Raw genomic sequence first — 25,362 nt, forward strand, 5'->3', positions numbered from 1 at the left:
TCCTTCCGGACCGCCGCCCTCGTTCGGTGAGCGCCCCGGCGGTCCCGGTCCTTCCGGACCGCCGCCCTCGTTCGGTGAGCGCCCCGGCGGTCCCGGTCCTTCCGGACCGCCGCCCTCGTTCGGTGAGCGCCCCGGCGGTCCCGGCCCCTCCGGTCCCTCGGCCTTCGGAGAGGCGCCCGGCGCTCCCGGCTCCTCCGGCCCTTCCGCGTTCGGTGAGCGGCCCGGACCCTCCGGTCCGCCCGGATTCGGTGGTGAGCGCCCCGGGGCCCCCGGCCCCTCCGGTTTCGGCGGCGACCCGTCACGGCCGGTGCCCCCACCGCCGGGGCCGACCCCGAACGCCGGTCCCGGTGGGCCCGGCGGTCCCGGTACGCACCCGGGCGCCCCGCAGGCCTTCCACCAGTCCGGCCCGCCCGCCCCGCCCGCGTTCCCGCAGGAGACGGGCCGGCCACAGCCGGGTGGGCCGTCCTTCGGCGGCGGTGACGACGACTGGGTGCTCTCCCCACCGTCCTCCACCGGCCCCGGCGGCCAGGGCGTCCCGGGGCAGCCCGGCGGTCCCGGACAGCCGGGCGGCTACGGCTACCCGCACCCCGGTACCCAGCCCGGACCCCCGCCCGGTCCCGCCGCCCCGCAGCGGCCGGCGACCTGGACGGCGACCATCGGCCCCGACCGTGAGTACTTCATGGCGATGATGCAGCGCTCCGGCCCCGAGGCCGCGGGCCTGAACCTGCCCGCGTACTCCCCGGAGCAGCAGCGGGCGCTCACCGGAAACCAGGTCACGATCGGCCGCCGCCGGCACTCCACCGGCGACACCCCGGACATCGATCTGGCGGTGCCGCCGGAGGACCCGGGCGTCTCGCACCAGCACGCGGTGCTCGTGCAGCAGCCGGACGGCAGCTGGGCGGTCGTCGACCAGAACTCGACCAACGGCACCACGGTCAACGGCTCGGAGGACCCGATCCAGCCCTTCGTGCCCGTGCAGCTCCAGGACGGCGACCGCGTGCACGTGGGCGCCTGGACGACGATCACGATCCGCCGCGGCTGACGGAGCGGGCGGGGCGGCGGTTCAGACGGGGAGGGGCCAGGCGTACGGCCCCTCCGGCTCGTCCAGCCACGCCCACTCGCGTCCGCCGGCGACGGTGATGCCGTACCGCTCCCGCCCCGGCCGTCCCTCGCGCTCCCACATCGCGTACGCCTCCTGCGGATCGAGGCTGCCGCGGGTGAGGGCGAGCAGGAACCGGAAGAGCTCGTGCTCCCGCCCCCGGCGCGGCACCGCACCCAGCCCCGCCGGCGCCTGCCCGGGCCGCCCGGTGCCGCGCAGCGGGACGAAGTAGGCGGGCGTGCGCAGGAAGTGCCCCTCGGCGTACCCGGCGTCCCGCACGGTCAGCGCGATCAGCCCGGTGGCGAACGGCGTCAGGATCCGGCCGCCGGGACGGCACTGGGCGAGCCAGGCCGGCGGGATCGACGCGAGCGTGCAGGTCGCGATGATCCGGTCGAAGGGAGCGCGTTCGGGCACCCCGCGCGCCCCGTCACGGGTGACGACCACCGGGCGGTACCCGGCGGCGTCCAGATGCCGGCGGGCCGACTCGGTGATCTCCGGCTCCAGATCGACGGTGGTGACGAGAGCCCCGTCGCCGAGCCGGTGGGCGAGCAGCGCCGCGTTGTAGCCGGTGCCCGCGCCGATCTCCAGCACCCGGTCGCCGTCCTCCACCCGCAACTCGGTGAGCATCATCGCCATCAGCGAGGGCTGGCTGCTGGACGAGACCAGCTCCCCGTCCCGCAGCCGGGTCGCCAGCGGGGTGTCGTCGTAGGCACCGCGCACCCAGCGCTCCCGGGCCTCCGGGTCGGGGCTCTCGCCCCAGCGCCGCTCGTAGCCACCGAGGGCGCCCACGTAGTAGTACGGCACGAAGAGGTGCCGGGGCACCGCGGCGAAGGCCTCCCGCCAGACCGGGTCCGCGGCCCACGCTCCGCTCGCGTCGATCTCCCGCACCAGCGCGGCCCGGGCCGCGGCGGCGACAGCCTCCAGATCCTTGTCGAGTGCGTGCGCGCCCATAGGTCCACTGTGCTGCGCTTCGGACCGCGAGGCGAGTACCCGGGCCCCGCGGGGTGGCTGGTCCGGCCCCGCGGGGTGGCTGGTCCTAGGCCTTGAGTCCTCGTCCCCCACGTCTGAGAGCATGGACGGGTGAATGAGATTCGGCGCGGCACGCTTCAGGAGCAGACCTTCTACGAGCAGGTCGGCGGGGAGGAGACCTTCCGCCGCCTGGTCCACCGCTTCTACCAGGGAGTCGCCGAGGACCCGATCCTGCGGCCGATGTACCCCGAGGAGGACCTGGGCCCTGCCGAGGAGCGCTTCACGCAGTTCCTGATCCAGTACTGGGGTGGCCCGACGACGTACAGCGAGAACCGTGGCCACCCGCGCCTGCGCATGCGGCACGCGCCCTTCGCCGTCGACCGGGCCGCGCACGACGCCTGGCTGAAGCACATGCGGGAGGCCGTCGACGAGCTGGGCCTGTCCGAGGAACACGAGCACACGCTGTGGAAGTACCTGACGTACGCGGCGGCCTCGATGGTGAACACCGCGGGCTGAGAGGGCCCTCACCCGGTCCGGCGGCGTCAGCGCACGCTGACGCCCAGCATCCCGAGCCCGGCACGCCGCACCGCGATCGACCCGTACGGGGTGCGCAGCCGCAGCCAGGCACCCGAGGAGAACAGCGCCAGCTCCTCGGCCCCGGCCGCAGCCCGCAGGAATCCCAGCGACTGGGCGGCATGCACGGCCCGCACGGGCAGGGGGGTGTTCCCGACGGTCCGGGACCAGATCTCCCGGCCCAGCCGGTCGAGTTCGGCCCGGGTACGGCCTTCCGGTGGCAGTTCCTCCGTACGCGCCCGGAATTCGGTCACCACGGCGGCGACCATCGCCAGCAGGCTCCTGGCTCCCGGCAGACCACGCTCCGGCCGCCAGCCACCACGCGGCGGCAGCACCCCCGCCCACGGCGGCCCGGTCACCGCGCCCGGAACGGCCGCCGTCGCCGCCTTCTCGTCCACGGACTCCAGCAGCTCACCGGCGGACACCGTCACGTCGAGGGTGACGTCCAGCCCGTCCTCGTACGGCTTGGCCAGCCGCACCGCGCGGATCGCCAGCACCTCGAAGGAGGGCGGCCGGCCGAAGACGGCGAGTGCGGTACCCGCGGCCTGCAGGCGCACCGCGGCTCCACGGTCGTAGTGGAGCAGCCGGGAGAGGAAGGCCGCGAGGTCCGCCGCCTCCCCCTCGTCGGCGAGGTGGAGCACCGTCATGCGGCGACGGCCTCCTCCGCGTCGTCCATGTACTCCTCGAGGAACTCGCGTTCCTCCGCGGTGATCCGGCGCGGCCGCTGCGCCTCGAAGTCGAACGGCACGATCACCGTCGAGGCACGTACGTAGATCTGCTCGCCGTCCTTCACCTCGTAGGTGAGGGTGAAGGAGGCGGCCCTGATCTCCGTGACCCACAGCTCGATGTCCACCGGCGCGTGCCGGTGGACGAGCTGCCGCTTGTAGTCGATCTCATGGCGCGCCACCACGGACCCCTGCTTGAACTCCTTGTCCGGGCGGAACAGGAAGTCGATACGGGCTTCCTCCAGGTACCGGAGGAACACCACGTTGTTGACGTGGCCGTACGCGTCCATGTCCGCCCAGCGCAGCGGGCAGCGGTAGATGTGCCGCAAGAGATCAGCCCCGGGTCAGCTTCTTGTAGGTGGCGCGGTGCGGACGGGCGGCGTCCGGACCGAGCCGCTCGATCTTGTTCTTCTCGTACGACTCGAAGTTGCCCTCGAACCAGAACCACTTGGACTCACCCTCGTAGGCGAGGATGTGGGTCGCCACACGGTCGAGGAACCACCGGTCGTGGGAGACGACCACGGCGCAGCCGGGGAACTCCAGCAGCGCGTTCTCCAGGCTGGAGAGGGTCTCGACGTCGAGGTCGTTGGTGGGCTCGTCGAGGAGCAGCAGGTTGCCGCCCTGCTTGAGGGTGAGCGCGAGGTTGAGGCGGTTTCGCTCACCGCCGGAGAGCACCCCGGCCGGCTTCTGCTGGTCCGGGCCCTTGAAGCCGAACGCGGAGACATACGCCCGCGACGGCATCTCGACCTGCCCGACGTTGATGTAGTCCAGCTCGTCGGAGACGACGGCCCACAGCGTCTTCTTCGGGTCGATGTTCTCGCGGCTCTGGTCGACGTACGAGATCTTGACGGTGTCGCCGACCTTGATCGTGCCGGAGTCGGGCTGCTCGAGGCCCTGGATCATCTTGAACAGCGTGGTCTTGCCGGCGCCGTTCGGGCCGATGACGCCGACGATGCCGTTGCGCGGCAGCGTGAAGCTGAGGTCGTCGATGAGGACCTTGTCACCGAACGCCTTGTTGAGGTTGTTGACCTCGACGACGATGCTGCCGAGCCGCGGGCCCGGCGGGATCTGGATCTCCTCGAAGTCCAGCTTCCGCATCTTCTCGGCCTCGGCGGCCATCTCTTCGTACCGGGCCAGACGCGCCTTGGACTTGGCCTGGCGACCCTTGGCGTTGGAGCGAACCCATTCGAGCTCCTCCTTCAGCCGCTTCGCCCGCTTGGCGTCCTTCTGCCCCTCGACCTTCAGACGGGTCTGCTTGGTCTCCAGGTACGTGGAGTAGTTGCCCTCGTACGGGTAGGCGCGGCCGCGGTCGAGTTCGAGGATCCACTCGGCGACGTTGTCCAGGAAGTACCGGTCGTGGGTGATGGCCACGACGGTGCCCGCGTACTTGGCGAGGTGCTGCTCCAGCCAGTTCACGGACTCGGCGTCGAGGTGGTTGGTGGGCTCGTCGAGGAGCAGGAGGTCGGGCGCCTCCAGCAGCAGCTTGCAGAGCGCGACGCGGCGCTTCTCACCACCGGAGAGGTTCACGACGGGCCAGTCGCCGGGCGGGCAGCCCAGGGCGTCCATGGCCTGCTCCAGCTGGGCGTCGAGGTCCCACGCGTTGGCGTGGTCCAGCTCCTCCTGGAGCTTGCCCATCTCGTCGAGCAGCGCGTCCGAGTAGTCGGTCGCCATCTGCTCGGCGATCTCGTTGAACCGGTCGAGCTTGCCCTTGATCTCGGCGACACCCTCCTGGACGTTCTCCAGGACCGTCTTCTCCTCGTTGAGCGTGGGCTCCTGCATCAGGATGCCGACGCTGTAGCCCGGCGACAGGAACGCGTCACCGTTGGAGGGCTGCTCCAGCCCGGCCATGATCTTCAGCACGGTCGACTTACCGGCGCCGTTCGGACCGACGACGCCGATCTTCGCCCCCGGCAGGAAGTTCAGGGTGACGTCGTCGAGGATCACCTTGTCGCCGTGCGCTTTGCGCGCCTTGCGCATGGTGTAAATGAACTCAGCCAAGAGAAACCGTCCGGCAGCTTGAATCTGGCAGTGGGCAGATACACCCCATCTTGCCGTACCGCCACCCCTCGGAGGAAACGCGTTCGGCAGAGAGGCTCTGACCTGGGGCTTCTTGCGTGGCGGCTCCCACCCGGCTGTCACTTTCGGTCGTCCTTGTCAGCCTCGATCGCCCTCGCACGGTCCAGAGACGGCCCAGCTCGGCCGGCGAAATGAGTCGCCTCCGTTGTCAGTGCGTGCCGCTACGGTGCGTCCGCCATCACGGGCAAAGGTCTGGGGAGGGGCCGTGGTAGCCAAGACGGGACTGCTGGTGTACGCCGACGGCGACATGCCGGGGTTGCTGCGACGCGTGGGGGCGGCGGACCGTGATCGGGCGGCCATGGTGGTGCGGCGGCTCTACCCGGGCTGGGAGATCGAGGAGTGCGAGGGCTCGACGCTGTGGGACGGCGTCCACCCCCGAGGGGGACGGCGTCCGCGGCCGGCTGGCCTGACGTGGACGTCATCGGTGATCAGAGGGTGATGATCGACGCCCCCTCCCAGCTCCCCGAACACCTCGTGGCGGCAAGCGCCGACCGGCGGCTCGTCCTGCACGCGATGCACAGCGCCGTCGACTGGCTGGCCTTCGCTGTGTGGGAAGACGGCCGCCTGGTCCGTTCCCTCAGCCTGTCGCCGGACAGCGGCACCGTCGAGAACATCGGCGAACCGCTCCCCTTCGAACTGCCCTACTGGTCCCCAGACCGCCCAGCCGACGTCATCCCCTCACCGAAGACGAGCACGGAGACGGATGCCTGTGGATGCCGCGCCGGGTGCGACTGCTGCGGATGAACCCGCCGTGCCGACCTACGGACCGGCGCCCCGATGACCGCGACGCCGTGTGAACGACCCTGCCGAGAACTGCCCGGCGGGTCAGCGCTGCTGCTTCCTGCGGACCAGGACCAGTGCCGCGCCGCCGATCACCACCAGGCCGATGGCCACGCCCGCGATCGCCGGGGTCGTGCCGGAGCTGCCGGTTGCGGCGAGGTTGACATCCGCCGAGGTGCTGCCGATCGTCGCCGGACTCGGCTGGGTGAGGATCTGGGTCGATTCGCCGGCATCGGACGCCTCGGCGGCCTGGGTGCGGCAGTCGAGGACGCCGGTGAAGCGCTTCTCGTAGCCGCCGGGGCCGGTGATGGTGAAGTCGTACGCCTGGTCCTCCTGGAGCGGGACGGTCACCGTCCGGGTCTCACCGGGCGCGATGGAGTACTCGGTGTCCATCAGCTCGAAGGTGAACGCCTCGTCGCCCTCGTTGATCGCGGTGATGTCCACTCCGCCCGCCGCGCAGTTCTCCGTCGCGGACAGTGCGGGTGCCGCGCCCTTCTTCGCCCAGTTCGCACCCGCCGTCGCCGTCACCGTCGACTCGCTGGACCCGGCCAGGATCTGCGTCTGGCTTCTGGTCTCGGAGGCGAAGGCGCGGCCGACCGGCACGGTCGTGGAGGCCTGCACGGTCAGCTCTGCCGAGCCGTCCGCGGTGTCCTCCGGCACCAGGAAGAACAACTCGCTGCCGTCCTTCACGGTGGTGGCGTCCTTGCCGTCCCTGCCGACGATCCGCACACCCCTCGCCGCGGCGTCGGCCGGCGGGGTCACCGTCGCGCTCTCCGCGTTGGTGTCGACGGTCACCGGGCCGAGCAGCCCGCCCGGGTGGCCGGAGAGAGCCGGCGGGTCGAGTGTCAGCGACGCCTGCGGTTCCGCCACGTCACGGGCGTTCTTCTCCAGGTGGTCCGCGAGCTTCTCGGCCTCGGGGTCGACGGCCTCCACATCCACGGCGTCCGAGTACCGCCAGATGGCCACCTGCGTTCCGGCCGCAGCGTCCTGCTCACTGAGGCCGCCCCGCACGCCCGCCTTCTTCGCCAGCGACGCGAGGTCGTTCACCTGCGGGTAGGAGTTCTGCAGGATCCAGCGGATGCGGCCGGAGTCGTCGTTGGCCCCCAGGGACGTGCCGCTCCAAGGCGTCTCGTGGTACTTGGCGTCCTTCTGCGTGGGGTTGTGGATGTCCACGCAGTACGTCTGCAGCATGCCGCCGCCCTCGACGGACATCTCGAACAGGCCTGCTGAGATCTCCAGGTCACCCTCGTCGGAGTGCACCACCGCCGCTCCGTACGTCTTCAGGCCGCCTATGGTGGCGGTCGCTCCGCCCTGCGGCTGCGCGGGCGAGGTGCCTGCCGCGGCAGGGCCGGCCGCCACGAGGGCGGCGCCGACAGCCAGTCCGGACGCCAGCGTCACAGCGGCGAGGCGGGCTGCGCCTCGCCCGCACACGGACAGTGCGGAGAACGAAGAAAACACAGAATTCCCCTTCGAGCAGGACCCGTTGACGTGGGGGGTACGGTCCCACCAGCAGAATCTCAAGCCACAAGAGCCATGTTCGGCATCCTAGGGATGCGGGCACACCAGGCTTCCCAGGGATCCCGTCGGACCGGGGATCCGACTCGCAATCGTTATCGCCCGGACCCACTACGAACAGGGCTTATCGACAAATCCACCGAGGTTCGACCCAGTGCCGGTTTGCCGATAAGCCGCAGTTCGGGCAGCCCGTGCGGCGTCCGCAGGGTGGCGTTTCCAGGGTGGGTCCAGGGACGGCGTCGCGCCGGCGGGGTCACGCACGCGGCGCCACAAGAACGGCACACACCCGCGGCGTCAGCCCACCCGGCGTCACGTCACCGCCGCGACCTCCGCCTGCCGTTGGGTCTCCGCGTCGGCCGTGCCATCCTCGTTCTCCCCTCCCGGAGGTGTCTCCCACACGGGCTCGGGCTGTTGCGGTGCACCGGTGACGACCGCCTCGCTCTTGACGCTTCCCCGCCGGAACGCCGAGGTGCCCCGCGCGAGATCGTGGCCGATCGCCACGGCGTCGATGTCGGCCGAGGTCCAGCTCTGCCCCTCGCGCACATCCGTCCGGACCTTCAACCGGCCCTGCACGACGACGGGATCGCCGACGCCCAGGGAGGCCGCCGCGTTGGTGGCGAGTTGCCGATTCGCCCACACCGTGAAGAAGTTGGTGTGCCCGTCCGTCCACGTGTTCTTCTCCCGGTCCCAGTACCGGGCCGTCACCGCCAGCCGGAACCGTGCCGACGGTCCCGCCGCCAACTCCCGGTAGACCGGCTGCGTCGCCACGTTCCCCACCGCACACACCATCGTCTCGTTCATGGTCGTCGTATCCCTCCCCCGCCCGGCCACTCGCGCCGGGCGGCCACGCGCACGGGTCCGTCCCGTACGGCTGTGTCTGCCGACGGCGGCCGCGCTCGTCCGCGGACCGCCACCGCCGTGACGACCCCTTCCTGGCGATCGCCGTGACGACCGCGTCCTCGCGATCGCCGCGAAGCCAGACTGCCTCCGCCGGGCCGAGCCCGCCGAGCGCTGTGGACGACGACCGGGCCTGTGGAAAACTCCGCAACCCGTTAGAGGGACACCCTGCGAGGGAGGTTTTTCGACAGACAGACAGGTACACGCAGGCAGACAGACAGACAGACAGGCTGCGGACAGCAGGGAGACGGCCCCGGCGAGCCATGAATCGACGAGCCGGCGCCCTAACTGACCCCCGCCCCCGTCCCCAGAACCCGCGCGTACTGCTCCCGTACCTCCCGGTACCGCAGCAGTTCGGCCGCCACCGGATCGAGCACCCGCGCCCGCCCGCACCCGGCCGCCGCCTCCCGCAGTCGCCGCTCCGCTTCCTGCCCGTACCGCCGGGAAGGCCCCCGAGCCGCAAGTTTGCAGCTCCACTCCACGAGCGGGCCGCCGACGATCCCGGACAGCATCAGCAGCACCGGCACCCCGAGATTCGGCGCCATCACCCCGGCGATCTGCCCCACCAGCCACAGCCCGCCCACGACCTGAAGGAGCGTCATGGCCGCCTGTACCAGCACCGCCGCCGGCCACCAGCCCGGCCGGGGCGGCCGCCCCGGGGGCAGCCCGGCCCGGGCCGCCAGCTCGTCGAGCGCCTCGGGCAAGCCCTGGGACCCGCGCGCCGCGGCCTCCCGCACCGCCTGCGCCCAGGGCGCGGGCAGCCCCGCCGACGCCCGGTCGGCCACCGTACGCACCGCCTGCTCCACCCGCTGCCGCGCGGTGGCCTGCTCATCGGCCTGCGCGCGCAAGGGAAGTCGGCCCGTGGGAAGTTCAGTCCGGTCCTGGCACCACCGCCACAGCCGCAGCCAAGGCGTCCCGCACGCACGGTTGGCGTTGCGCAGCCAGGCCCGTTCGGCCGCCTCCCCGGCGGCGGTGGCCCCCACGGCGTCCGCCAGCCGCGCCGAGAACTCGTCGCGCGCCTGCTCACTGAGCCCCGTACGCCGCCGAGTGGCGTAGACGGGCCACAGCCGTGCCGCGGCGGCGTCGAGGTCGGCGGAGACACGCCGGGCCGCGGCCCCCCGCTCCGTCACGAACTGGCCGAGTGTCTCGCGGAGTTCCCCGATGCCCTCACCGGTGAGCGCGGAGAGCGCGAGCACGGTCGCGCCCGGTTCGCCGAACTCGCCCAGAGCGATCCCGTCCTCGTCGAGCAGCCGCCGCAGATCGTCGAGCACCTGGTCGGCCGCCTCCCCGGGGAGCCGGTCGACCTGGTTGAGGACCACGAACATGACCTCCGCGTGCCCGGCCATGGGCCGCAGATAGCGCTCATGGAGCACGGCGTCGGCGTACTTCTCCGGATCCACCACCCAGATGACGGCGTCCACGAGGTCCAGCAGCCGCTCGGCCTGTTCACGGTGCTGTACGGCGGCGGAGTCGAGGTCGGGCAGGTCCACCAGGACGAGCCCGCGCAGTTGTTCCTCCGCCTCCGGGCTCTGCAAGGGGCGCCGGCGTAGCCGGCCCGGGATCCCGAGCCGGTCGATGAGGGTCGCCGCGCCGTCGCTCCAACTGCACGCGATGGGCGCGGCCGTGGTGGGGCGGCGTACACCGGTCTCCGAAATGGCCACCCCCGCGAGGGTGTTGAACAACTGCGACTTCCCGCTCCCGCTCGCGCCCGCGATGGCGACGACGGTGTGCTGCCCGGAGAGCTTGCGCCGCGCCGCGGCCTCGTCCAGCACCCGGCCCGCCTCGGCGAGCGTCTTGCTGTCGAGCCGGGTCCGCGACAACCCCACCAGTTCGCGCATGGCGTCCAGCCGCGACCGCAACGGACCGTCGTACGCCAGCGGCGCCCCGCTCTGCGGCCCGCTCGGCCGGGTCTCCACCACGGCGGCCTGCTCTCCGCCGGTCGCCTCGGTCACCCGGCGCGCGATCAGCCCGTCGTCCCAGGCGCCCTCGGAATCCCTGCGACGGGAGGGTACGTCGCGGCGGGTGGTGTCGATGCGCGGCACGGGACGGACGTGCGTGGGAGCACCGGCAAGGCGCGTGCGGTCGTCGCGGCCCGACGTGCCGGCACGACCGGGGGTGCCGTCGTGGCGGCGGGAGGACTTGGCGCGGCCTGTGGTGCCTTCGCGGCCTGAAGGGTCGGGGGTGTGACGGGTGGTGCCGTTGCGGCTCGGGGTTCCATCCCGCCCTGGACCATCCTCGCGACGCCCCCGGTCCTTACGGCCCTCACTGCGAGGCCCGTCCTCACGACGCCCCTCGCTGTCCCGGCGAAAACGATCCCGTACGCGCGCGTGCCCGTCGTTCTCCTCCGGTACGGCATCCCGCTGCTCCCCCGTCGCGGGCTCACCCGTTTTGCGCAACGCCTTCCAGGGCCGCCGAAAGGCGCCGCTTGCCCAATCCGTCCTCCAGGACGAGTCCTTTTTGCCGCTGGAGAGGTCCTTTTCCGAGCCGCCCTCCTCCGTGGCACCCTTTGCGTCGTTTCCGGAATCGGCGCTCTCCTCCGAGGGAGCCTTTTCGGAAAGGTCCGCCTCCGGGGAGCCCTTTCCGGAATCCTCCCCAATGGCGACGTTTTCGGAATCACCCTCCACAGGGTCCGGATCGCCGGCGTCCCACCTCTCAGCGGCGGGACTCTCGAAGGCGGGACTCTCAGCGGGCCGCTCAAGGCCGGCCTCAACGGGACTCTCGAGGGCGTGGCTCTTGGAAGCCGCGTCCTCAGGAGCCCCGTACTCAGGAGCCGCGTACTCAGGAGCCGAGCCCTCGAAGCCACGGATCTCAGACGTACCGCCCTCAAGGTCACGCCCGCGGGAGTCAGCGCGCCCTGCCCCCTGATCAGCCCCCCGATCAGAACGCTCGAACGACCACTCGTCCGGCCGCCCGTCCTCGCCTTCCACCTCGGCGCCGCCGGCGCCGGCGTGAGCGTCCACGTCCTCCGGCGCCTTAGCCCCCACCGGCTCCTGCGATGCCTCTGACCCCCTGGGCCCCTCGGACACCACCTCTGACCGCTCTACGACCCCGTCCCGCAGCTCGGGCCTGTCCAGCCCCTTCCACCACTCGAGCCTCCCCTGCCCCACAATCCCCTCCTGCACCTTCCGCCTCTCATGCCCCTCCAGGTCGTCCAGCTCCTCCTCACCCTGGCCCTCTTGCCCCTCGCGCCCCTCTGGCTTCTCCTGACCTTCCAGCATCTCTGGCCTCTCCGACCCCTCCGCCTTCTCCGCCCATTCCATCCGTTCCGGCCTTTCCGGTTGCTCGGGATCGGCGTGTGCCGTGTGGTCCTGGTCAGTGACAGCAGTCACCGGTCACCTCTCCTTCTGCAGTACGGACAACGCGGCGATGAGTTCGGCCTGCGGTTCGGGATGGACGTCGAGGGCGTCGAGGGGCGCGAGCCGGCGCTCGCGTTCGTTGTGCAGGACCCGGTCCACGCAGTCGGTGAGCAGCCGCCCGCCCCGGTCGCGCAGCCGCAGCGCCCCGTGCGCACCGAGCCGCTCGGCGAGCCCCTCCCCGGCGGAACGGGCCCGTCGGCCACCCAGCAACGCGGTGACCACGAGGGCGGCGATCACCTCGGGATCCGGCGCTACACCTCGGTCGAGTTTGCGGACCTCGTCCTCCGCGTACTCCTCGACCTCGCGCCGCCACCGCCGTACCGCCATCCCGATGCGGTGCTCGGCGTTTTCCGGGGACTCCTCCCGCTCCACGAGCTCGGGAGCGCGCGCCGCCGGTTCGCGCCGCCACGACTCGTCGACGCGCTCGTCGGCGGCGGTGACGGCGCACAGCAGGAGCGCGCTGAGGCTCTCCACCAGCGCGTCGAGAAGCTCGCCGGCCTTGCAGTCGAGGGGAAAGGCCCGCCAGCGCTTCAGGGCGTCCCCGGCGAGCACGGCGCCGGACTGCAGACGCCCTCGCACGCGCGCGTGCTCGCTCTCGTAGGCGAGGTCGACGGCGGAGGTGAGCCGGAGGGCGGCGGCGTACTGGGCGGCTGCCGCGCTGGCCAGTTCGGGCATCCGGGACTTGAGCGAGGCAAGGACGCCGAAAGCCGTACGGGCCATGGTGTGCCGGCGGGTCGCGGGGTCCTGGGCCTGCTGGACGAGCCAGGTGCGCAGCGGCGCCACGGCGGTGGCCGGGAGCAGGCCGCCGCCCCAGGCGGACTCGGGCAGCTCGGGCACGGTGAAGCGGGGTACGTCGCCGAGGCCGGCCTTCGTGAGCAGGGCCGCGTACTGCCGGGAGACCTCGGAGACCACCTGGTGGGGGACGCGGTCGAGAACGGTGACCAGGGTGGCGTCGTACTCCTTGGCCGTGCGCAGCAGATGCCACGGGACGGCGTCGGCGTACCGGGCGGCCGTGGTGACCATGACCCAGATGTCGGCGGCGCAGATCAGCTCGGCGGCGAGGGTGCGGTTGTCGGCGACCAGGGAGTCGATGTCGGGCGCGTCGAGAAGCGCGACACCGCGTGGCAGTGTCTCGGCGGTCTCGATGCGCAACACGCGCGTGGGGTTGTCGCCGGGCAGCATCAGCTCGTCGTCGGCCTCTTTGTGGGGCACCCACACGCGCGCGAGTTCGGGCAGCACGCGCATGCCGCTGAACCAGTGATGGTCCTCCGGGTGGCAGACCAGTACCGGGGTCCGGGTGGTGGGCCGCAGAACGCCCGCCTCGCTCACTCTGCGGCCCACGAGCGAGTTGACGAGGGTCGACTTGCCCGCGCCCGTGGAGCCTCCCACGACGGCCAGCAATGGCGCTTCGGGCTCTCTCAGGCGGGGCACCAAATAGTCGTCGAGCTGGGCGAGCAGTTCGTCGCGGTTGGCACGCGCGCGTGGAGCGCCCGCCAGGGGAAGCGGGAAGCGTGCGGCGGCGACGCGGTCGCGCAGCGCGGAAAGTGCGTCGAGCAGCTGAGGCCGTACGTCCAAGGTCACCACATGCGAAGAATGCCCAATTTTACGTGATATCTGAAGCATATGGGCATGTCTGCGCGCCGATAGAACACAAGGGACGGAAGGGACGACTGGGACGCGGACACAGTCCAGGCATAACGAGTGGACAACACCCGGCGCGCGAGGCGCCAAAAGCGATGCACGATTCGTACCTGCCTGCGATTATCAGGACCGCTTCACCGAACCTCCACATCGAGCCACGGAGGCGAAGCAACAGGGTCAAGGATCCAGGAGCCCTATCCTTGTCCCCGGCGACGTCACGGATCGGCCCACACCCGGGCACCCACGACAGAGGCCACACACCCGGCCCCCGTAGCTCAGTGGATAGAGCAGGCGCCTTCTAAGCGCTTGGCCGCAGGTTCGAGTCCTGCCGGGGGCGCCAGTCTCCGCCCTCCCCGCCGGGAGGGCTTTTTGCTGTCCGCAAGGGCTGTCGATGCCTTGACAGGACAAGGTCTCCCGACCCGTAGCACCCCAGGGATGGCCACCGCAAGTTCCGGCAGCCATGAACGTTCCTGCTGGTCAGCCGACACTGCCGCGATCGCTCAGAACAGTGAATCAACCGAAGACCTGCAAACCTGCATCCACTGAACGCGTTACCCCGGGTACTCATCAGGAGATCATCAGAAGGGGCCACCCGGGTCATGCACAACATCAGGCGCCTCGTCACAGCATTGGCCGCCGCAGGAGCCGTCATCCTTGGCACGACTTCCGCCGCGCACGCCGGGGCGATCGGATCAACTCCCGTGCGCACCTTCCAGTACAGCGTCGGCGGCATGACCATGAAGGTCCCGACCGGCTGCATGTTCACCCACGTCCTCCGCGGCAGCGGCCGGAAGATCACCTACCAGAACGCCGGTGTCGACTGTGCCTTCGTAGCCGCTCTGAACAGTGGTTTCTGCAACTGGCGTATCGACTTCACATACGCCGACACCAGTAACCGCACCTACCGCACAGCGCGCGGCAAGACCCACAGCGAGTGCAAGATCGACCCCATGCGGACCAACCCTCCGCAGACCCTGCCTCGTTATGGAAAAGCATGCGCCCGCCTCTACGTCAACGGCGTGCGGCGTGTGAGTCAATGCCACCACATCACGAAGTGAGCCGTTCATGATCGAGCAGGAACAGGGGCAGAGCTCGGGCAAGGCAGGGGAAGCGCGGCGGTGGGTCGGGGGTGCCGTGTTCCTCGTGGGGCTGGTCGGAACTCTCGCGTTCTTTGCCTTCTTCCCAGGGCTGCCGCACGTCATCGACTGGGGAGCCGTTCTCGCATCCCTCGCCGTGGCCACGGTTGCCCGCTGGTGCTGCCTGAAGTGGGTGACGAAGAGGGCGGGGAAGAATCCCGGAGGGGCACGAGGGGCGTGAGGAGCCCTAGGGCCTGAGGAACGCAGCGGGCCTGACGAGCGCCGGCTCAGCGACCCACCCCGCCCCGCCCGGCCCCTCAGCCGAAGGCTCCCGCGTGCCGCGCCACCCACCCCGCGAACGACCCCGCGGGGCGTCCGAGGACGGTCTGGACGTCCGGGCTCACCCGGCGTTCCGCCGGCAGTGGTTCGCCCAGGACGTCGAGCGTGCCTTCCACCACCGCCGGCGGCATGAACTTGAGCATCTGCTCGCGGGCCTGTTCGCGCGTCAGTTCCACGAAGTGGACCTCCGCCCCCACCGCGTCCCCGAGGTCCTGAGCCTGCCGGCGTGGCGAGACACCGGCCGGGCCGGTGAGTTCGTAGGCGCGGCCTGTGTGGCCGTCCTCCCGGAGCGCCACTGACGCCACCTCGGCGATGTCCGCGGGGTCCACCACCGGCAGTGCCACGTCCCCGAAGGGTGCGATCACTGTGCGGGTGGCCCGGACCGTCTCGACCCAGGCAAAAGTGTTCGAGGCGAAACCCGCCGGGCGCAGGATCGTCCACTCCCGGCCCCAGGCGCGCACCGCCTCCTCGAACTCCCGCAGCCGGGCGTGCGAGGCGGCCTCCGGGCGGGTGCCCGTCACCTGGGAGGAGAGGAGGACCACCCGCCGTACACCGGCCGACTCCGCCGTCTTCAGCAGGTCCTCGGCGGCCGGCCCGCCCGTGAGCAGGCCCCCGGCCACGAGGAGGAAGAGCGCCTCCGCTCCCTCCAGAGCCGGTCCCAGGCTCGACGGAGCCGCAAGATCCGCGCGTTGGTGGACGGCCCCGGGCGGCAGGGCGTACGGCAGCGGGCCCCGCGTGACGGCGGTCGTCCTGCTACCCGCCGCCGCGAGAGCGTTCACCAGGGGGCGGCCGACATTTCCTGAAGCTCCGGTTACGACGATCATGAGTGACTCCCCACGTCCGAAAGCGTGTTGATCGGTACGTCGCCGAAGCTAGCATCCTGCGTATAGTAGGTACCTAGAAGATAGTGAGTATCCTGAGTACCCCGGCCTGAATACCTTGAATACCCTGAACAGCCTGAAGACCCTTAGTGCCCCGAACCCCAGTGACCACCACGGAGGACCCCATGGGAGGCGTCGCCGGTGAGCCCGGGCGGCGGAGCGAACCGGAGCTCGCCTGCCCCATTTCCCCCGTGCTGGACATCGTCTTCAGCCGGTGGACCACACCGATCCTCTGGACGCTCAACGAGTACGGCCGTCAGCGCTTCGTCGAGGTCCAGCGCACTGTCGGCACCATCACGCCGAAGGTCCTCACCCAGCGCCTGCGCCAGATGGAGCGTGACGGGCTGGTGATCCGCACGTATCACCCGGAGGTGCCGCCCCGGGTGGAGTACGAGATCAGCGAACTCGGCCGCACCCTCGCCCCCGTCTTCGCCGCGCTCTCCCGCTGGTCGGCCGAGAACCTGGCCGAGGTGGAGCGGGCCCGGCGGCAGTTCGACGGTGAAGTGCCTGTTCAAAAAGGGTGATCCGTAGATGATCACCGTTACCCTGCCCGGTCGGCCGCGTTGAACGGGGAGTCGGCGGCACGTCCTGCTGCCGCACTCACCGAGTCAATAAGGAGAACGTGATGTCGCGCATCGCGAAGGCAGCCGGAGTGGCCCTCGGCACGGGTGCCATGGTCCTCGGCGGGGCCGGTCTGGCCATGGCGGACGCGGGTGCCGAGGGTGCGGCCGTCGGCTCGCCCGGCGTGCTGTCGGGCAACGTCGTCCAGATTCCGATCCACGTGCCGATCAACGTCTGCGGGAACACCGTCAACGTGATCGGGCTGCTGAACCCGGCCTTCGGCAACACCTGCGAGAACAACGGCGGGAGCGGCGCCAAGGACAAGGCCGCCCCCGCCTACGGCAACTGAGACAGCCGTACGCCTCGGGGGCACTGACCAGCACCTCACCCGGGTACCGGCCAGTGCTCCACGAGGTATCGAGCAGTGCCCCGAGGTGCCACGCGTGCCTCACGAGCCCCGGCACCCCCGAGCGCCGGGGCTCGCCCGTGTCCGGTCGGGCTCAGCCGTAGCGGTAGAACCGCCCGTGGTCCTCCAGCTGATCCGGTGTCACATTCCAGGGCGGCAGGGGCTGGTGTCGCGCCACCACGCGCCCGCGCTGCGGATCGCCCGGGCCGAGCGGGCCGGCGGGCAGGTACCGGTGCACCCGGTGCCGCGCCTGCCAGCGTGACCACAGCAGGTCGACGTAGGCGTGGTGGAGCCAGAAGACCGGGTCGTTGACGGAGGCTCCGCCGACCATCGCCCCGCCGACCCATCGGTGCACCCGGTTGTGGTTCCGCCAGGAGACGCTGCCCCGCCCGGTGCCCCACCCCTCCAGCTTGTTGCGGAAGCCCTTGCCGGCCGTCGAGTCCCAGGGCGGGACGTCGTAGACCGGGTCCTTCAGCGCCCACTCCACGTCGCTCTTCGTCGGCAGCGCGATCGGATCCCGGGACCTGCCGAGGTCCCGGGTCAGGAACCGCACGTCCGTGACGTTCTCGGTGATGCTCCAGCGGCCCTCCGCGTACGCGAACGGCCCGGTGGTCACCTGCCGGTCCGACCGCCGTCCGGTGCCGCCCAGCAGGTCGTTCGTCCAGGGCGTCGAGGTCGCCGCACGGTCGCGGGTCCAGTCCCAGTACGGCACCGTCACCGAGGGGTCCTGCCGTTGCAGCGCCCGCTCCAGCTCCAGCAGGAACTGGCGGTGCCAGGGCAGGAAGGACGGCGCCATGTGTGCCGTACGCAGGCCGTTCTCGCCGTCGGAGACGTAGTACGCGATGTGCATCCGCACGAACTCGTCGTATTCGCCGCGGCGTTTGAGCTCCAGCAGCGCGTTGACGAACCGCCGCCTCTCACCCGCCGTCAGCGTGCTGACGTCCTTACGCGTGTACGCCATGGTGGTCCCCCTCCCTCAGCGGCAACCGCACCTCCGGACCCAGCTCGTCGACGGCCGCGCGTGCCGCATCGAGGGGGGTGGGGTACGAGCAGTAGTGGTCGATCATGCTCAGCCAGGTCCCGTCGGCCCGGCGCATCAGGTGCAGCGGCCGGCCGTCCACGGTGACCCGGTTCCCGCTGACCCGGATCCGCCGCCCGCGGTACGTCTCGTCCCGCGCCGCGCCGGCGAGGCCGCCGGGGTCGCACGCGGGGATGGCCAGGACGGCGGCCGACGCCAGCAGCCCCCGTACGACGGCCCGCCGCGTGCCCCACCCGAGGTCCTGCCGTGATCCCCGTACGGGCGCCGACCCCGCTCTCGCGGTCGTGCCGCTGCCCTCCGCACCCACAGCCACTGCGCCGCCGACCATCCTGGGCTCCTCCTCCGGTTCGGTTGTCGTACCGGAGTAACCGCGCAGCACCCCAGGCGGTCACCGTCGCTCCCCGGACGGCCCAGGGACCGGACTCCGCCGCCCGGGCCCGGGACGCCCCGTCACGCCGCTACAGGCCGGGTCCCATCACCAGTTCGGCGCCCGGCATGGCCTGCGCCACGGGTGCCAGCACGCCGACCTCGGGCAGCTTCGGCTCCGGCATGCCGAAGTGGTCCCGGCTGGGGCCGGTGAGCGGGGCGTCCACGTCCACGCCCGGGGACAGGGTGCGCAGGTCGGAGGCGGGCGCGGAGACGCCCACGTGGTCGTGGTCGTCACCGAGGAGCCGCGGCAGCGGCGCGCGCACGTCCGCGCCGGGCAGCGCGCTGTTGACCGGCACCTGCGGCAGCGTCCGCTCGGGGAGGAGGCGGCCCTCGACGTACCGCGGCCCGTCGGGCACACCCGGCTTCGGCGTCGGAAGCTGGAAGCCGATCTGAGGCAGTTCCATGCCGAGTGCGGTTTCCGCACCCTCCAGCGGCACGGGGACGGGCACCGCCGCGGCGGGGGACGCGGTGGCGGCACCGGTCGCGGCGGCCGCCACACACGTGAGCACTACGGCGAGGGTTCCTCGGGTGGTCGACTTCATCTCGGATGCGGTCCCTTTCGGAATTCGGCGAGCTGTGCGTGCGTACCGAGTAACGAGCCGGGAAACCGCACCAGCGCACATTTCCCCCGACTGCCGGAGTAATACGAGGGTCAGCTCGTCCAGAAGTCCCACCATCGCGTCAGAATCAGCATTCCGACAATTCCGAGGTGCAGCAGCACCAGCAGCCAGGTGAACTCGTCGAAGAACGTCCGCAACCAGCGCGGGGCGGGCAGGAATTCCCCGCGCACGTTGTACGACGTCACGTACCAGAACAGCGGGATGGTCGCCGCCCATGCCAGCGCGCACCACAGGCACAGTGCGTTGATCCGGTACAGCGACTCGTACTGGAGCCAGGTCACGAACCCCACGCCGAACAGGCAGCCCGCTCCGAAGGCCAGCCAGTACCAGCGGGGGAAGGCCGCGCCGGCCAGCAGGCTCACGCCGACACAGATCACGATGCCGTAGGCGACCAGGCCGAGCATCGGGTTGGGGAACCCGAACGCCGCTGCCTGGTCGCTCTCCATGACGCTGCCGCAGGAGACCACCGGGTTCAGGCTGCAGCCCGGCGTGAAGCCGGGGTCCTCCAGGAGCTTGAACTTGTCCAGGGTGATGACCCATGAGGCCAGCAGTCCCGCCGCTCCCGTGACCACCAGCAGCAGGGCGAACCCCCGGCCCGCCCCCGTGGCCCCGGCCCGCCGCGCGTGCTGCCCGGCGCGCGCCATCACTGGCGCAGGCTGCGCGCCGGCAGAAGCAGATGCACGGAGGCCTGCGCGGTCTCCTCGGACAGGACGAACGCGCGCAGCGCGTCCGGGGTGACGGCCTTGCCGACCTGGGCCTCGGCCCAGGGGCGGGCCGTGAACAGCAGGTACGCGTAGCCCCGCTTGGCCACGGCCTCCAGCCACTCCGGCGGCACCATGCACTGGGCGTTCAGGCGCGGCATCGTGACGACGGCCTGGCCCGCCACGACCAGCAGACTGACCGGGAGGCTCGGCCGGGTGCCGCCGTCGACGACATCGGTGCCGAGGGTCAGGCCGGCGTCGTTCAGCAGCCGCTCGACGGCGGCGCTCGCGGCCTCGGGACCGTCGGGGGCGTCCCCTCTGGAGCAGGCGAGGAGGTAGGGCAGGTCCTTGCCGTCCTCGAGCTTTCCGGTCCACGGCATGATGACGAGCGTGCCCAGGTCCGCGGGGTGGAGGGGGCGGGTTTCGCTGGGGGTTGTGGTCACCGCGCGACCTTATCCACGCGCCGGAGCCGGGCTGACGGGTTCTCACCCGTGCGGACCAGAGCCCCCACGGTGTCCACCCGAACGAGGGACGCGCCCGCGGGGATGACACGAAGGGCCGATTCCGGCGGTAAGCGGAATCGGCCCTTTCGACGAGACACGGCGCAGCGCCGTCCCGGGAGCGCGCGTCCGGCGGCGCCCCCGGCGAACCCCGCGGACGTCAGCGCCGCGCCGGCATCCCACCCAGCAGCCCGCTCTTGTTCAGCGTGGTGGTCGTCTCCTTCACCGAGCTGAGCACCGATTCCTTGTTCTCGGTGTTGAGCGCGTCCGACTGGTGCTTCAGCGGCATGACGTCGATGGGGCCCTTGGTGATGGTGTTCACGGCGCCGTTGAGGCTGGTGGGCGTGAGGTCGGCGGGATTGTGGGCGGCGAACGCGGGCACGGCGGCACTCGCGGCGACCAGGGACCCGGCAACGACAGCGGCAGCCTTCAGGGACTTCATCGTGTTCCTTTCGTCGGCAACTCGCGTCGCCGAGGGACATTCTGACGCCGTGCCCAACGATTCCCGGAAGGAGCGGAAACGGCGTTCCGCTTCCTCATATAACAGCCGTTATGGCTGCCGAAATCGCGTCCTGCGCAACGGTGTTGTCAGGAGGCGGCCGGATCCGCCGGGACCGCCGGGACGGTCAGTCCGGCGCCCAGCAGCGTGGCGGTGAGAGCGTCGACGAGGCCGGCCAGCACGCTCGTGGCCGCCTGGACCACCTGGGTCACCGTGCCGGAGGTGGCCGATTCGAGCAGCTGGTCGATCAGCTTCTCCAGCTCGGTGACCGTCTCCTCGTCGATGTCGGCTGACGGCATGCCGACATCGGCGGACGGCATGTCGATGTCGTCGTCGACCAGGGCCGGCAGGGTCGTCGCGGGAACGGTCGTGGCCGGCAGGTTCGTCACCGGAGCGGCAGGGGCCGACGGGGCGGCGGGCGTGGCGGGAGCCGAGGGCGCCGCGGGTTCCGACGGGGCGGCGGGCGTGGCGGGAGCGGCCGGAGCGCTGGGGGCCGGCGGCAGCTCGGCGGACGGCGTGGGCGAGGCCGCGGACGACGGCAGTACCGGCATCCCGGCCAGGTACTCCGCGATCGCCTCCTGTACCGAGGCGTTCAGCTCGGCCGCCTGGCTCTCCGACAGCTGACCGCCCTCGGCCGTCAGGACGGTGTCGAGCAGGTCGGCCACCGGGGTGAACACGGTGTCGAGGCCGGCCAGGTACTCGATCTGGGGGAGCAGTTCGTCCGCGCCCGGGACCGGGGTGGAGGTGTGCGAGCGGGCCGGGTCGTGGTCCGCCGCCACGGCCACGGGCGCGGCGATGCCGAGGACGAGGGCGGCGCTGAGGGCGGAGGACGCGAGACGCCGTGCGGGCAGACCACGCATGAGCGTTCCTTTCGATGGTGCATCGGGGTCTCATCCACCGTGCGAGTGACCCTTACGCCTCGCAACCGTGCGGACGCCCTGGGCGACCACCGCGCGCCCCGTATCCCCGCTGGTGAACGGCACATCGAGCACCCCGCGCCGGCCACCGGGGACCTGCCCCCATTAGAGGCAGGCCATGGAGCCGGGGGCCGGGCACGGCACGACATGGCGAACCGGCCGCCCTCGCGCGGGAGGAGCGGCCGGCCGGGGATGTGCGGCGACGTCAGTCGTTCTTGCACTCGTTGCCGAACGCCGGGTTCAGCAGTCCGATGACGTCGACCGTGTTGCCGCAGACGTTGACCGGGACGTGGATGGGAGCCTGGAGGACGTTGCCCGACAGCACGCCCGGGGAGTGGGCGGCGGCGGCCTGGGCGCCGCTGTCGGCGGCGGCCACGCCGGCGGTGCCGGCCACGGTGGCGGCGGCGACGGAGGTCAGGACCAGGCCCTTCGCGATACGCGACATGGAGAGGTGCTCCTTGGGGTTGACACAAACATCCGGGCGGGTGCCCGGCGCTGTGTCAACGCGCGGCACGCGCGGGAGTTGTGCCGCCAAAGAGGTGATCCCGCCCGGGAGCCGTGTTCACGATTCCGACACACATGTCTGATTTCTGATAGTCCGTCACGTTAGCGACTAGAGTGACGGACCGTCCGACGCACCCCAGTAGCCCGCCTTTCGAAAGGGCACCGCCGGCCATGCGCAATTCCCCGGGTTCGCTGCCGCGCCGTGCGACGGTGTGCGTCCTCCCCCTGGCTGCGACCCGGGCACCCAGCGCCCGGACGGCCGCCCCGCGCCCCGCCGACGGCGCATTCGGCCCATCCCCCGTCAACCTCGCGACCATCGGGCCGTTCACCCGCAACGGTGACCGCGGTCATACCGGTGATGCGCTCGCGGTGTCCGGGGCCGCGGTCTCCGATACCGCGGACGTCGCCGATGACGTGCTGAATCCAACGATCAGCGGCGCGGCAGGTGGGCGAGTGCCGTCGTACGCGAACACGGTCGGGCACGACCCGGACGTGTTCGATCTCCCGACGGGGTTCCGATCAAACGATAACCAGTCGGCCTGCCGCCTCGTTTCCCAGCGGGACGCGGCCTGGGCCGGTGTGCTCTTCGTCGCCGCCGACATCCGGCCGTGAGGCGCGTACCCGCCGTCCAGCGTCATCCGTGAGCGAGGAAACCGCGTCATGCACCAGCCAGCCACCGACCCCCGGCCACGGGTCCTCCACGTCACGCAGCCCGTCGAAGGCGGCGTCGCCCGTGTGGTCGCGGACCTGACGCGGGCCCAGCTCGCGGCCGGGCTCAGGGTCTCGGTCGCCTGCCCGGACAGCGGGCTGAGCGAGAGGCTCCGGCGGCTGGGGGCCGACGTACGGTCCTGGCACGCCACACGCGCGCCCGGGGCGTCGCTCGCCGGCGAGGTGAGCCGGCTGGCGCGGCTGGTCGGCGAGGTGCGGCCCGACCTGGTGCACGCGCACAGCGCGAAGGCCGGGCTGGCCGGGCGGATCGCGGTACGGGGACGGATCCCCACGGTGTTCCAGCCGCACGCCTGGTCGTTCGAGGCGGTCGGCGGGGCGACGGCCGCGCTGGCGCTGAAGTGGGAGCGGTTCGGGACGCGCTGGGCGCACCGGACGGTGTGCGTGAGCGAGGCGGAGCGCCGCACCGGGCTACGGGCCGGTATCGGCGCCCGGTGGGCGGTGGTACCGAACGGGATCGACACCGGGCGTTTCCGTCCGGCCGCGGGCACGGTACGGAACTCGCCGGCTACGGACACCGGTCCGCGGGCTCCGCTGGTGGTCTGCGTCGGGCGGCTGTGCCGGCAGAAGGGGCAGGACGTCCTGCTCGCCGCGTGGCCGTCGGTGGTCCGCCGGGTGCCGGGGGCACGGCTGGTGCTGGTCGGCGACGGGCCCGACCGGGAACGGCTGCGCGCGCCGGAGCAGGTGCGCTTCGCGGGGGCGGTCGCCGACCCCTTGCCCTGGTACCAGGCGGCCGACCTGGTCGTGCTGCCGTCCCGCTGGGAGGGCATGGCGCTGGCCCCGCTGGAGGCGATGGCCTGCGGCCGGCCCGTGGTGACCACGGACGTGGCCGGCGCCCGGGAGAGCCTGCCGCCGGCACTCGTACCGCACTGCCTGGTGCCGCCGGAGGACCCGCCCGCGCTGGCCGACGCGGTCACCGCGCTGCTGCTCGACCCGCCGCTCGGCGAGTCGCTCGGCGACCGGGGCCGCCGGCACGTACTGGCCGGACACGACGTACAGCATGCCGCCGAGGCGATGGCGGACGTGTACCGCGCGCTCCTCGGCAGCGGGACGGCGGCGCCCGCCGCGCCCACCGAGTACAGGGAGTCCATCCACTCGTGACTGCGGAAAGCACTGCGCAAAGCACGGTCCCCTCCCCCGGCGCCCAGACACGGGACCACGGATTCCCGGCCGTCCCGGTCGTGCCCGCGCCCGGCAGGGGCGACGCCGGGTTCCGCTTCCGGGCCACGCGGCGCGCGGTCCGGCCCGACTCGCCGGTGCCGCTGCTGCTCGCCGATCTCTGCGCGGCCACGCCGGCGGCGCTGACGCTGAACCGGCCGGTCCTGGTGGGCCTGCTGGTCGCGGCGGCACTGCTGCTGCGTCCGCCCCGGCCGCCCCGGCGCGGGCAGGGCGTGCTGGACGAACTGCCCACGGTGTGCGGCCGGATCGCGGTGGCCTGGCTGGCGCTCGCCGCGCTGGTCGCCGCCTCCGCCCCGCAGCAGGCGCTGCCGGCCGGCGCGCTGGTCCTCGGCATCGCCCTGCACACCACCGCGGGCTGCGCGGGTCGTGCGCTGGTGCACTGGCGGCGACGTCTGGCGCTGCTGCGGCAGCCGCGCGCCGCGCTGGTCGTCGGGCCTGTCGACACCGCGCAGCGGGTCGCCGCCGCCGTACTGCGGCACCCCCGGTGCGGGGTGCGGCCGGTGGGGATCGTCGCCGATCACCCGGACGGCACCGAGGGGCTGCCGGTGCTGACGACCGGCGAGGAGGTCCAGCGGGCGCTCATCCAGAACGGCGTCCGGGACGTGCTGGTCGTCCACCCCACCGCGCGGACCGAGCACGGGCCGCTGCTGGGGTGGCTCGCCGGGTCGGGGTGCGCGGTGTGGGAGCTGGACGCGGACTCGCCGTCCTACGAGGCCCGGGAGCAGCTCGCCGGGTACGCCTGCCGGCGGCTGGAGCTGGGCCCCGGGCGGCGCGCCGACCCCGGCAAGCGGGCGCTGGACGTACTGGTGTCCGGGTCGCTGCTGCTGGTGGTCAGCCCGCTGCTGCTGGCCTGCGCGCTGGCGTTGCGGATCGGTGGGGGACCGGGCGTGGTGTTCCGGCAGGAGCGGATCGGCCAGGACGGCCGGCCCTTCACGCTGCTGAAGCTGCGCACCCACCGCCCGGTCGACGAGCACGAGGCGGCGACCCGGTGGAGCGTCGCCAACGAGCACGACATGCCGTGGTTCTGCCGGTTCCTGCGCCGCACCTCGCTGGACGAGCTGCTCCAGCTGTGGAACGTCTTCCGCGGCGACATGAGCCTGGTCGGGCCGCGCCCCGAACGCCCCTACTTCGTCGCCCAGTTCAGCCAGGCCTATCCCGGCTACGCGGCCCGCCACCGGATGCCTGCCGGGATCACCGGGCTCGCGCAGGTCAACGGGTTGCGTGGGGACACCTCGATCGAGGACCGGGCCCGGTTCGACAACGCGTACATCGACAACTGGTCGCTGTGGCAGGACATCTGCATCCTGCTGCGCACGGCGGCCGCGCTCGTCCGTGCGACGGGGAGCTGAGCGCC

Annotated in this window: 25 protein-coding genes, 1 tRNA gene and 1 pseudogene; 10 read left to right on the forward strand and 17 right to left on the reverse strand. The window is 71.8% G+C overall.

Annotated features, from left to right (window positions below):
• Nucleotides 1-1,042 (forward strand): FHA domain-containing protein (locus ACIHCM_RS32280; RefSeq protein ID WP_399903762.1); only part of this gene is annotated, 1,042 nt, incomplete at its 5' end.
• A gap of 21 nt (nt 1,043-1,063) precedes the next feature.
• Here the strand turns inward: ACIHCM_RS32280 and ACIHCM_RS32285 are convergent.
• Nucleotides 1,064-2,050 (reverse strand): methyltransferase domain-containing protein, encoded by a 987-nt coding sequence (locus tag ACIHCM_RS32285; protein ID WP_399903765.1) that lies wholly within the window; start codon nt 2,048-2,050, stop codon nt 1,064-1,066.
• Nucleotides 2,051-2,179: 129 nt separating this feature from the next.
• Between ACIHCM_RS32285 and ACIHCM_RS32290 the strand changes: the two genes are divergently transcribed.
• Nucleotides 2,180-2,584, forward strand: a complete 405-nt coding sequence (locus tag ACIHCM_RS32290; RefSeq protein WP_399903768.1) for a globin — start codon at nt 2,180-2,182, stop codon at nt 2,582-2,584.
• 26 nt (nt 2,585-2,610) lie between these two features.
• On the opposite strand, the gene ACIHCM_RS32295 is transcribed toward ACIHCM_RS32290, so the two are convergent.
• Genes ACIHCM_RS32295 through ettA form a run of 3 tightly spaced genes read right to left on the reverse strand, consistent with a single transcriptional unit; the run spans nt 2,611 to nt 5,364 of the window.
• Nucleotides 2,611-3,288 (reverse strand): hypothetical protein, encoded by a 678-nt coding sequence (locus ACIHCM_RS32295; RefSeq protein ID WP_399903771.1) that lies wholly within the window; start codon nt 3,286-3,288, stop codon nt 2,611-2,613.
• Complete coding sequence (locus ACIHCM_RS32300) at nt 3,285-3,695, reverse strand: acyl-CoA thioesterase (RefSeq protein ID WP_399903775.1); 411 nt, start codon at nt 3,693-3,695, stop codon at nt 3,285-3,287. The genes ACIHCM_RS32295 and ACIHCM_RS32300 overlap by 4 nt, the downstream gene beginning before the upstream one ends.
• Nucleotides 3,696-3,699: 4 nt before the next feature.
• The gene (gene ettA / locus ACIHCM_RS32305) at nt 3,700-5,364 is read right to left on the reverse strand and encodes an energy-dependent translational throttle protein EttA (RefSeq protein ID WP_399903778.1); all 1,665 of its coding nucleotides are present in this window, start codon (nt 5,362-5,364) and stop codon (nt 3,700-3,702) included.
• A gap of 325 nt (nt 5,365-5,689) precedes the next feature.
• On the opposite strand from ettA, the pseudogene ACIHCM_RS32310 reads away from it, so the two are divergent.
• Nucleotides 5,690-6,186 (forward strand): annotated as a pseudogene (locus ACIHCM_RS32310) (DUF6928 family protein).
• Between the two features lie 81 nt (nt 6,187-6,267).
• Here the strand turns inward: ACIHCM_RS32310 and ACIHCM_RS32315 are convergent.
• From ACIHCM_RS32315 to ACIHCM_RS32330, 4 genes are all read right to left on the reverse strand, one after another.
• Complete coding sequence (locus ACIHCM_RS32315) at nt 6,268-7,680, reverse strand: Cys-Gln thioester bond-forming surface protein (protein ID WP_399903781.1); 1,413 nt, start codon at nt 7,678-7,680, stop codon at nt 6,268-6,270.
• 366 nt (nt 7,681-8,046) lie between these two features.
• A complete protein-coding gene (locus ACIHCM_RS32320; RefSeq protein WP_399903784.1) occupies nt 8,047-8,538 on the reverse strand; it encodes a single-stranded DNA-binding protein in 492 nt (163 codons plus the stop codon).
• Between the two features lie 380 nt (nt 8,539-8,918).
• Nucleotides 8,919-10,676 carry a GTPase gene (locus ACIHCM_RS32325; protein WP_399903787.1) on the reverse strand — a complete coding sequence of 586 codons (1,758 nt, stop codon included), beginning with the start codon at nt 10,674-10,676 and terminating at the stop codon, nt 8,919-8,921.
• Nucleotides 10,677-11,966: 1,290 nt separating this feature from the next.
• Nucleotides 11,967-13,574, reverse strand: a complete 1,608-nt coding sequence (locus ACIHCM_RS32330; RefSeq protein ID WP_399903790.1) for a dynamin family protein — start codon at nt 13,572-13,574, stop codon at nt 11,967-11,969.
• Between the two features lie 321 nt (nt 13,575-13,895).
• On the opposite strand from ACIHCM_RS32330, the gene ACIHCM_RS32335 reads away from it, so the two are divergent.
• Nucleotides 13,896-13,971, forward strand: a tRNA-Arg gene (locus ACIHCM_RS32335).
• A gap of 259 nt (nt 13,972-14,230) precedes the next feature.
• Entirely contained in the window at nt 14,231-14,689 is a 459-nt protein-coding gene (locus ACIHCM_RS32340) for a hypothetical protein (RefSeq protein WP_399903792.1), read from the forward strand.
• Between the two features lie 335 nt (nt 14,690-15,024).
• Here the strand turns inward: ACIHCM_RS32340 and ACIHCM_RS32345 are convergent, their stop codons facing one another.
• Nucleotides 15,025-15,870 carry an SDR family oxidoreductase gene (locus ACIHCM_RS32345; protein WP_399903795.1) on the reverse strand — a complete coding sequence of 282 codons (846 nt, stop codon included), beginning with the start codon at nt 15,868-15,870 and terminating at the stop codon, nt 15,025-15,027.
• A gap of 182 nt (nt 15,871-16,052) precedes the next feature.
• Here ACIHCM_RS32345 and ACIHCM_RS32350 point away from each other — a divergent pair, with 182 nt between their 5' ends.
• On the forward strand, nt 16,053-16,451 hold the full coding sequence (locus tag ACIHCM_RS32350) for a winged helix-turn-helix transcriptional regulator (RefSeq protein WP_399903798.1): 399 nt from the start codon (nt 16,053-16,055) through the stop codon (nt 16,449-16,451).
• A 101-nt stretch (nt 16,452-16,552) separates the two neighbouring features.
• A complete protein-coding gene (locus ACIHCM_RS32355; protein ID WP_399903801.1) occupies nt 16,553-16,837 on the forward strand; it encodes a chaplin in 285 nt (94 codons plus the stop codon).
• Between the two features lie 151 nt (nt 16,838-16,988).
• On the opposite strand, the gene ACIHCM_RS32360 is transcribed toward ACIHCM_RS32355, so the two are convergent.
• The 8 genes from ACIHCM_RS32360 to chpG all read right to left on the reverse strand — a co-directional run bounded on the left by ACIHCM_RS32360 (nt 16,989) and on the right by chpG (nt 22,044).
• Nucleotides 16,989-17,855 carry a tyrosinase family protein gene (locus ACIHCM_RS32360; RefSeq protein WP_399903804.1) on the reverse strand — a complete coding sequence of 289 codons (867 nt, stop codon included), beginning with the start codon at nt 17,853-17,855 and terminating at the stop codon, nt 16,989-16,991.
• A complete protein-coding gene (locus tag ACIHCM_RS32365) occupies nt 17,839-18,261 on the reverse strand; it encodes a tyrosinase family oxidase copper chaperone (protein ID WP_399903807.1) in 423 nt (140 codons plus the stop codon). Before ACIHCM_RS32365 ends, ACIHCM_RS32360 begins: the two co-directional genes overlap by 17 nt.
• A 130-nt stretch (nt 18,262-18,391) precedes the next feature.
• Nucleotides 18,392-18,904 (reverse strand): hypothetical protein, encoded by a 513-nt coding sequence (locus tag ACIHCM_RS32370; protein ID WP_399903810.1) that lies wholly within the window; start codon nt 18,902-18,904, stop codon nt 18,392-18,394.
• A gap of 110 nt (nt 18,905-19,014) precedes the next feature.
• Nucleotides 19,015-19,626, reverse strand: a complete 612-nt coding sequence (locus tag ACIHCM_RS32375) for a vitamin K epoxide reductase family protein (protein WP_399903813.1) — start codon at nt 19,624-19,626, stop codon at nt 19,015-19,017.
• On the reverse strand, nt 19,626-20,126 hold the full coding sequence (locus ACIHCM_RS32380; protein ID WP_399903816.1) for a DUF5949 family protein: 501 nt from the start codon (nt 20,124-20,126) through the stop codon (nt 19,626-19,628). Before ACIHCM_RS32380 ends, ACIHCM_RS32375 begins: the two co-directional genes overlap by 1 nt.
• Before the next feature lie 217 nt (nt 20,127-20,343).
• Nucleotides 20,344-20,625 (reverse strand): hypothetical protein, encoded by a 282-nt coding sequence (locus ACIHCM_RS32385; RefSeq protein ID WP_399903819.1) that lies wholly within the window; start codon nt 20,623-20,625, stop codon nt 20,344-20,346.
• A 146-nt stretch (nt 20,626-20,771) separates the two neighbouring features.
• Nucleotides 20,772-21,542 (reverse strand): hypothetical protein, encoded by a 771-nt coding sequence (locus ACIHCM_RS32390; RefSeq protein ID WP_399903823.1) that lies wholly within the window; start codon nt 21,540-21,542, stop codon nt 20,772-20,774.
• 262 nt (nt 21,543-21,804) lie between these two features.
• Entirely contained in the window at nt 21,805-22,044 is a 240-nt protein-coding gene (chpG, locus tag ACIHCM_RS32395; protein ID WP_399903826.1) for a chaplin ChpG, read from the reverse strand.
• 230 nt (nt 22,045-22,274) lie between these two features.
• On the opposite strand from chpG, the gene ACIHCM_RS32400 reads away from it, so the two are divergent.
• Genes ACIHCM_RS32400 through ACIHCM_RS32410 form a run of 3 tightly spaced genes read left to right on the forward strand, consistent with a single transcriptional unit; the run spans nt 22,275 to nt 25,357 of the window.
• Nucleotides 22,275-22,715 carry a hypothetical protein gene (locus ACIHCM_RS32400; RefSeq protein WP_399903829.1) on the forward strand — a complete coding sequence of 147 codons (441 nt, stop codon included), beginning with the start codon at nt 22,275-22,277 and terminating at the stop codon, nt 22,713-22,715.
• 48 nt (nt 22,716-22,763) lie between these two features.
• The gene (locus tag ACIHCM_RS32405) at nt 22,764-23,930 is read left to right on the forward strand and encodes a glycosyltransferase family 4 protein (protein ID WP_399903832.1); all 1,167 of its coding nucleotides are present in this window, start codon (nt 22,764-22,766) and stop codon (nt 23,928-23,930) included.
• On the forward strand, nt 23,927-25,357 hold the full coding sequence (locus tag ACIHCM_RS32410) for an exopolysaccharide biosynthesis polyprenyl glycosylphosphotransferase (RefSeq protein WP_399903835.1): 1,431 nt from the start codon (nt 23,927-23,929) through the stop codon (nt 25,355-25,357). The genes ACIHCM_RS32405 and ACIHCM_RS32410 overlap by 4 nt, the downstream gene beginning before the upstream one ends.
• Nucleotides 25,358-25,362: the final 5 nt, after the last annotated feature.

It is taken from the genome of Streptomyces sp. NPDC052023 (assembly GCF_044548465.1).
GTDB lineage: Bacteria > Actinomycetota > Actinomycetes > Streptomycetales > Streptomycetaceae > Streptomyces.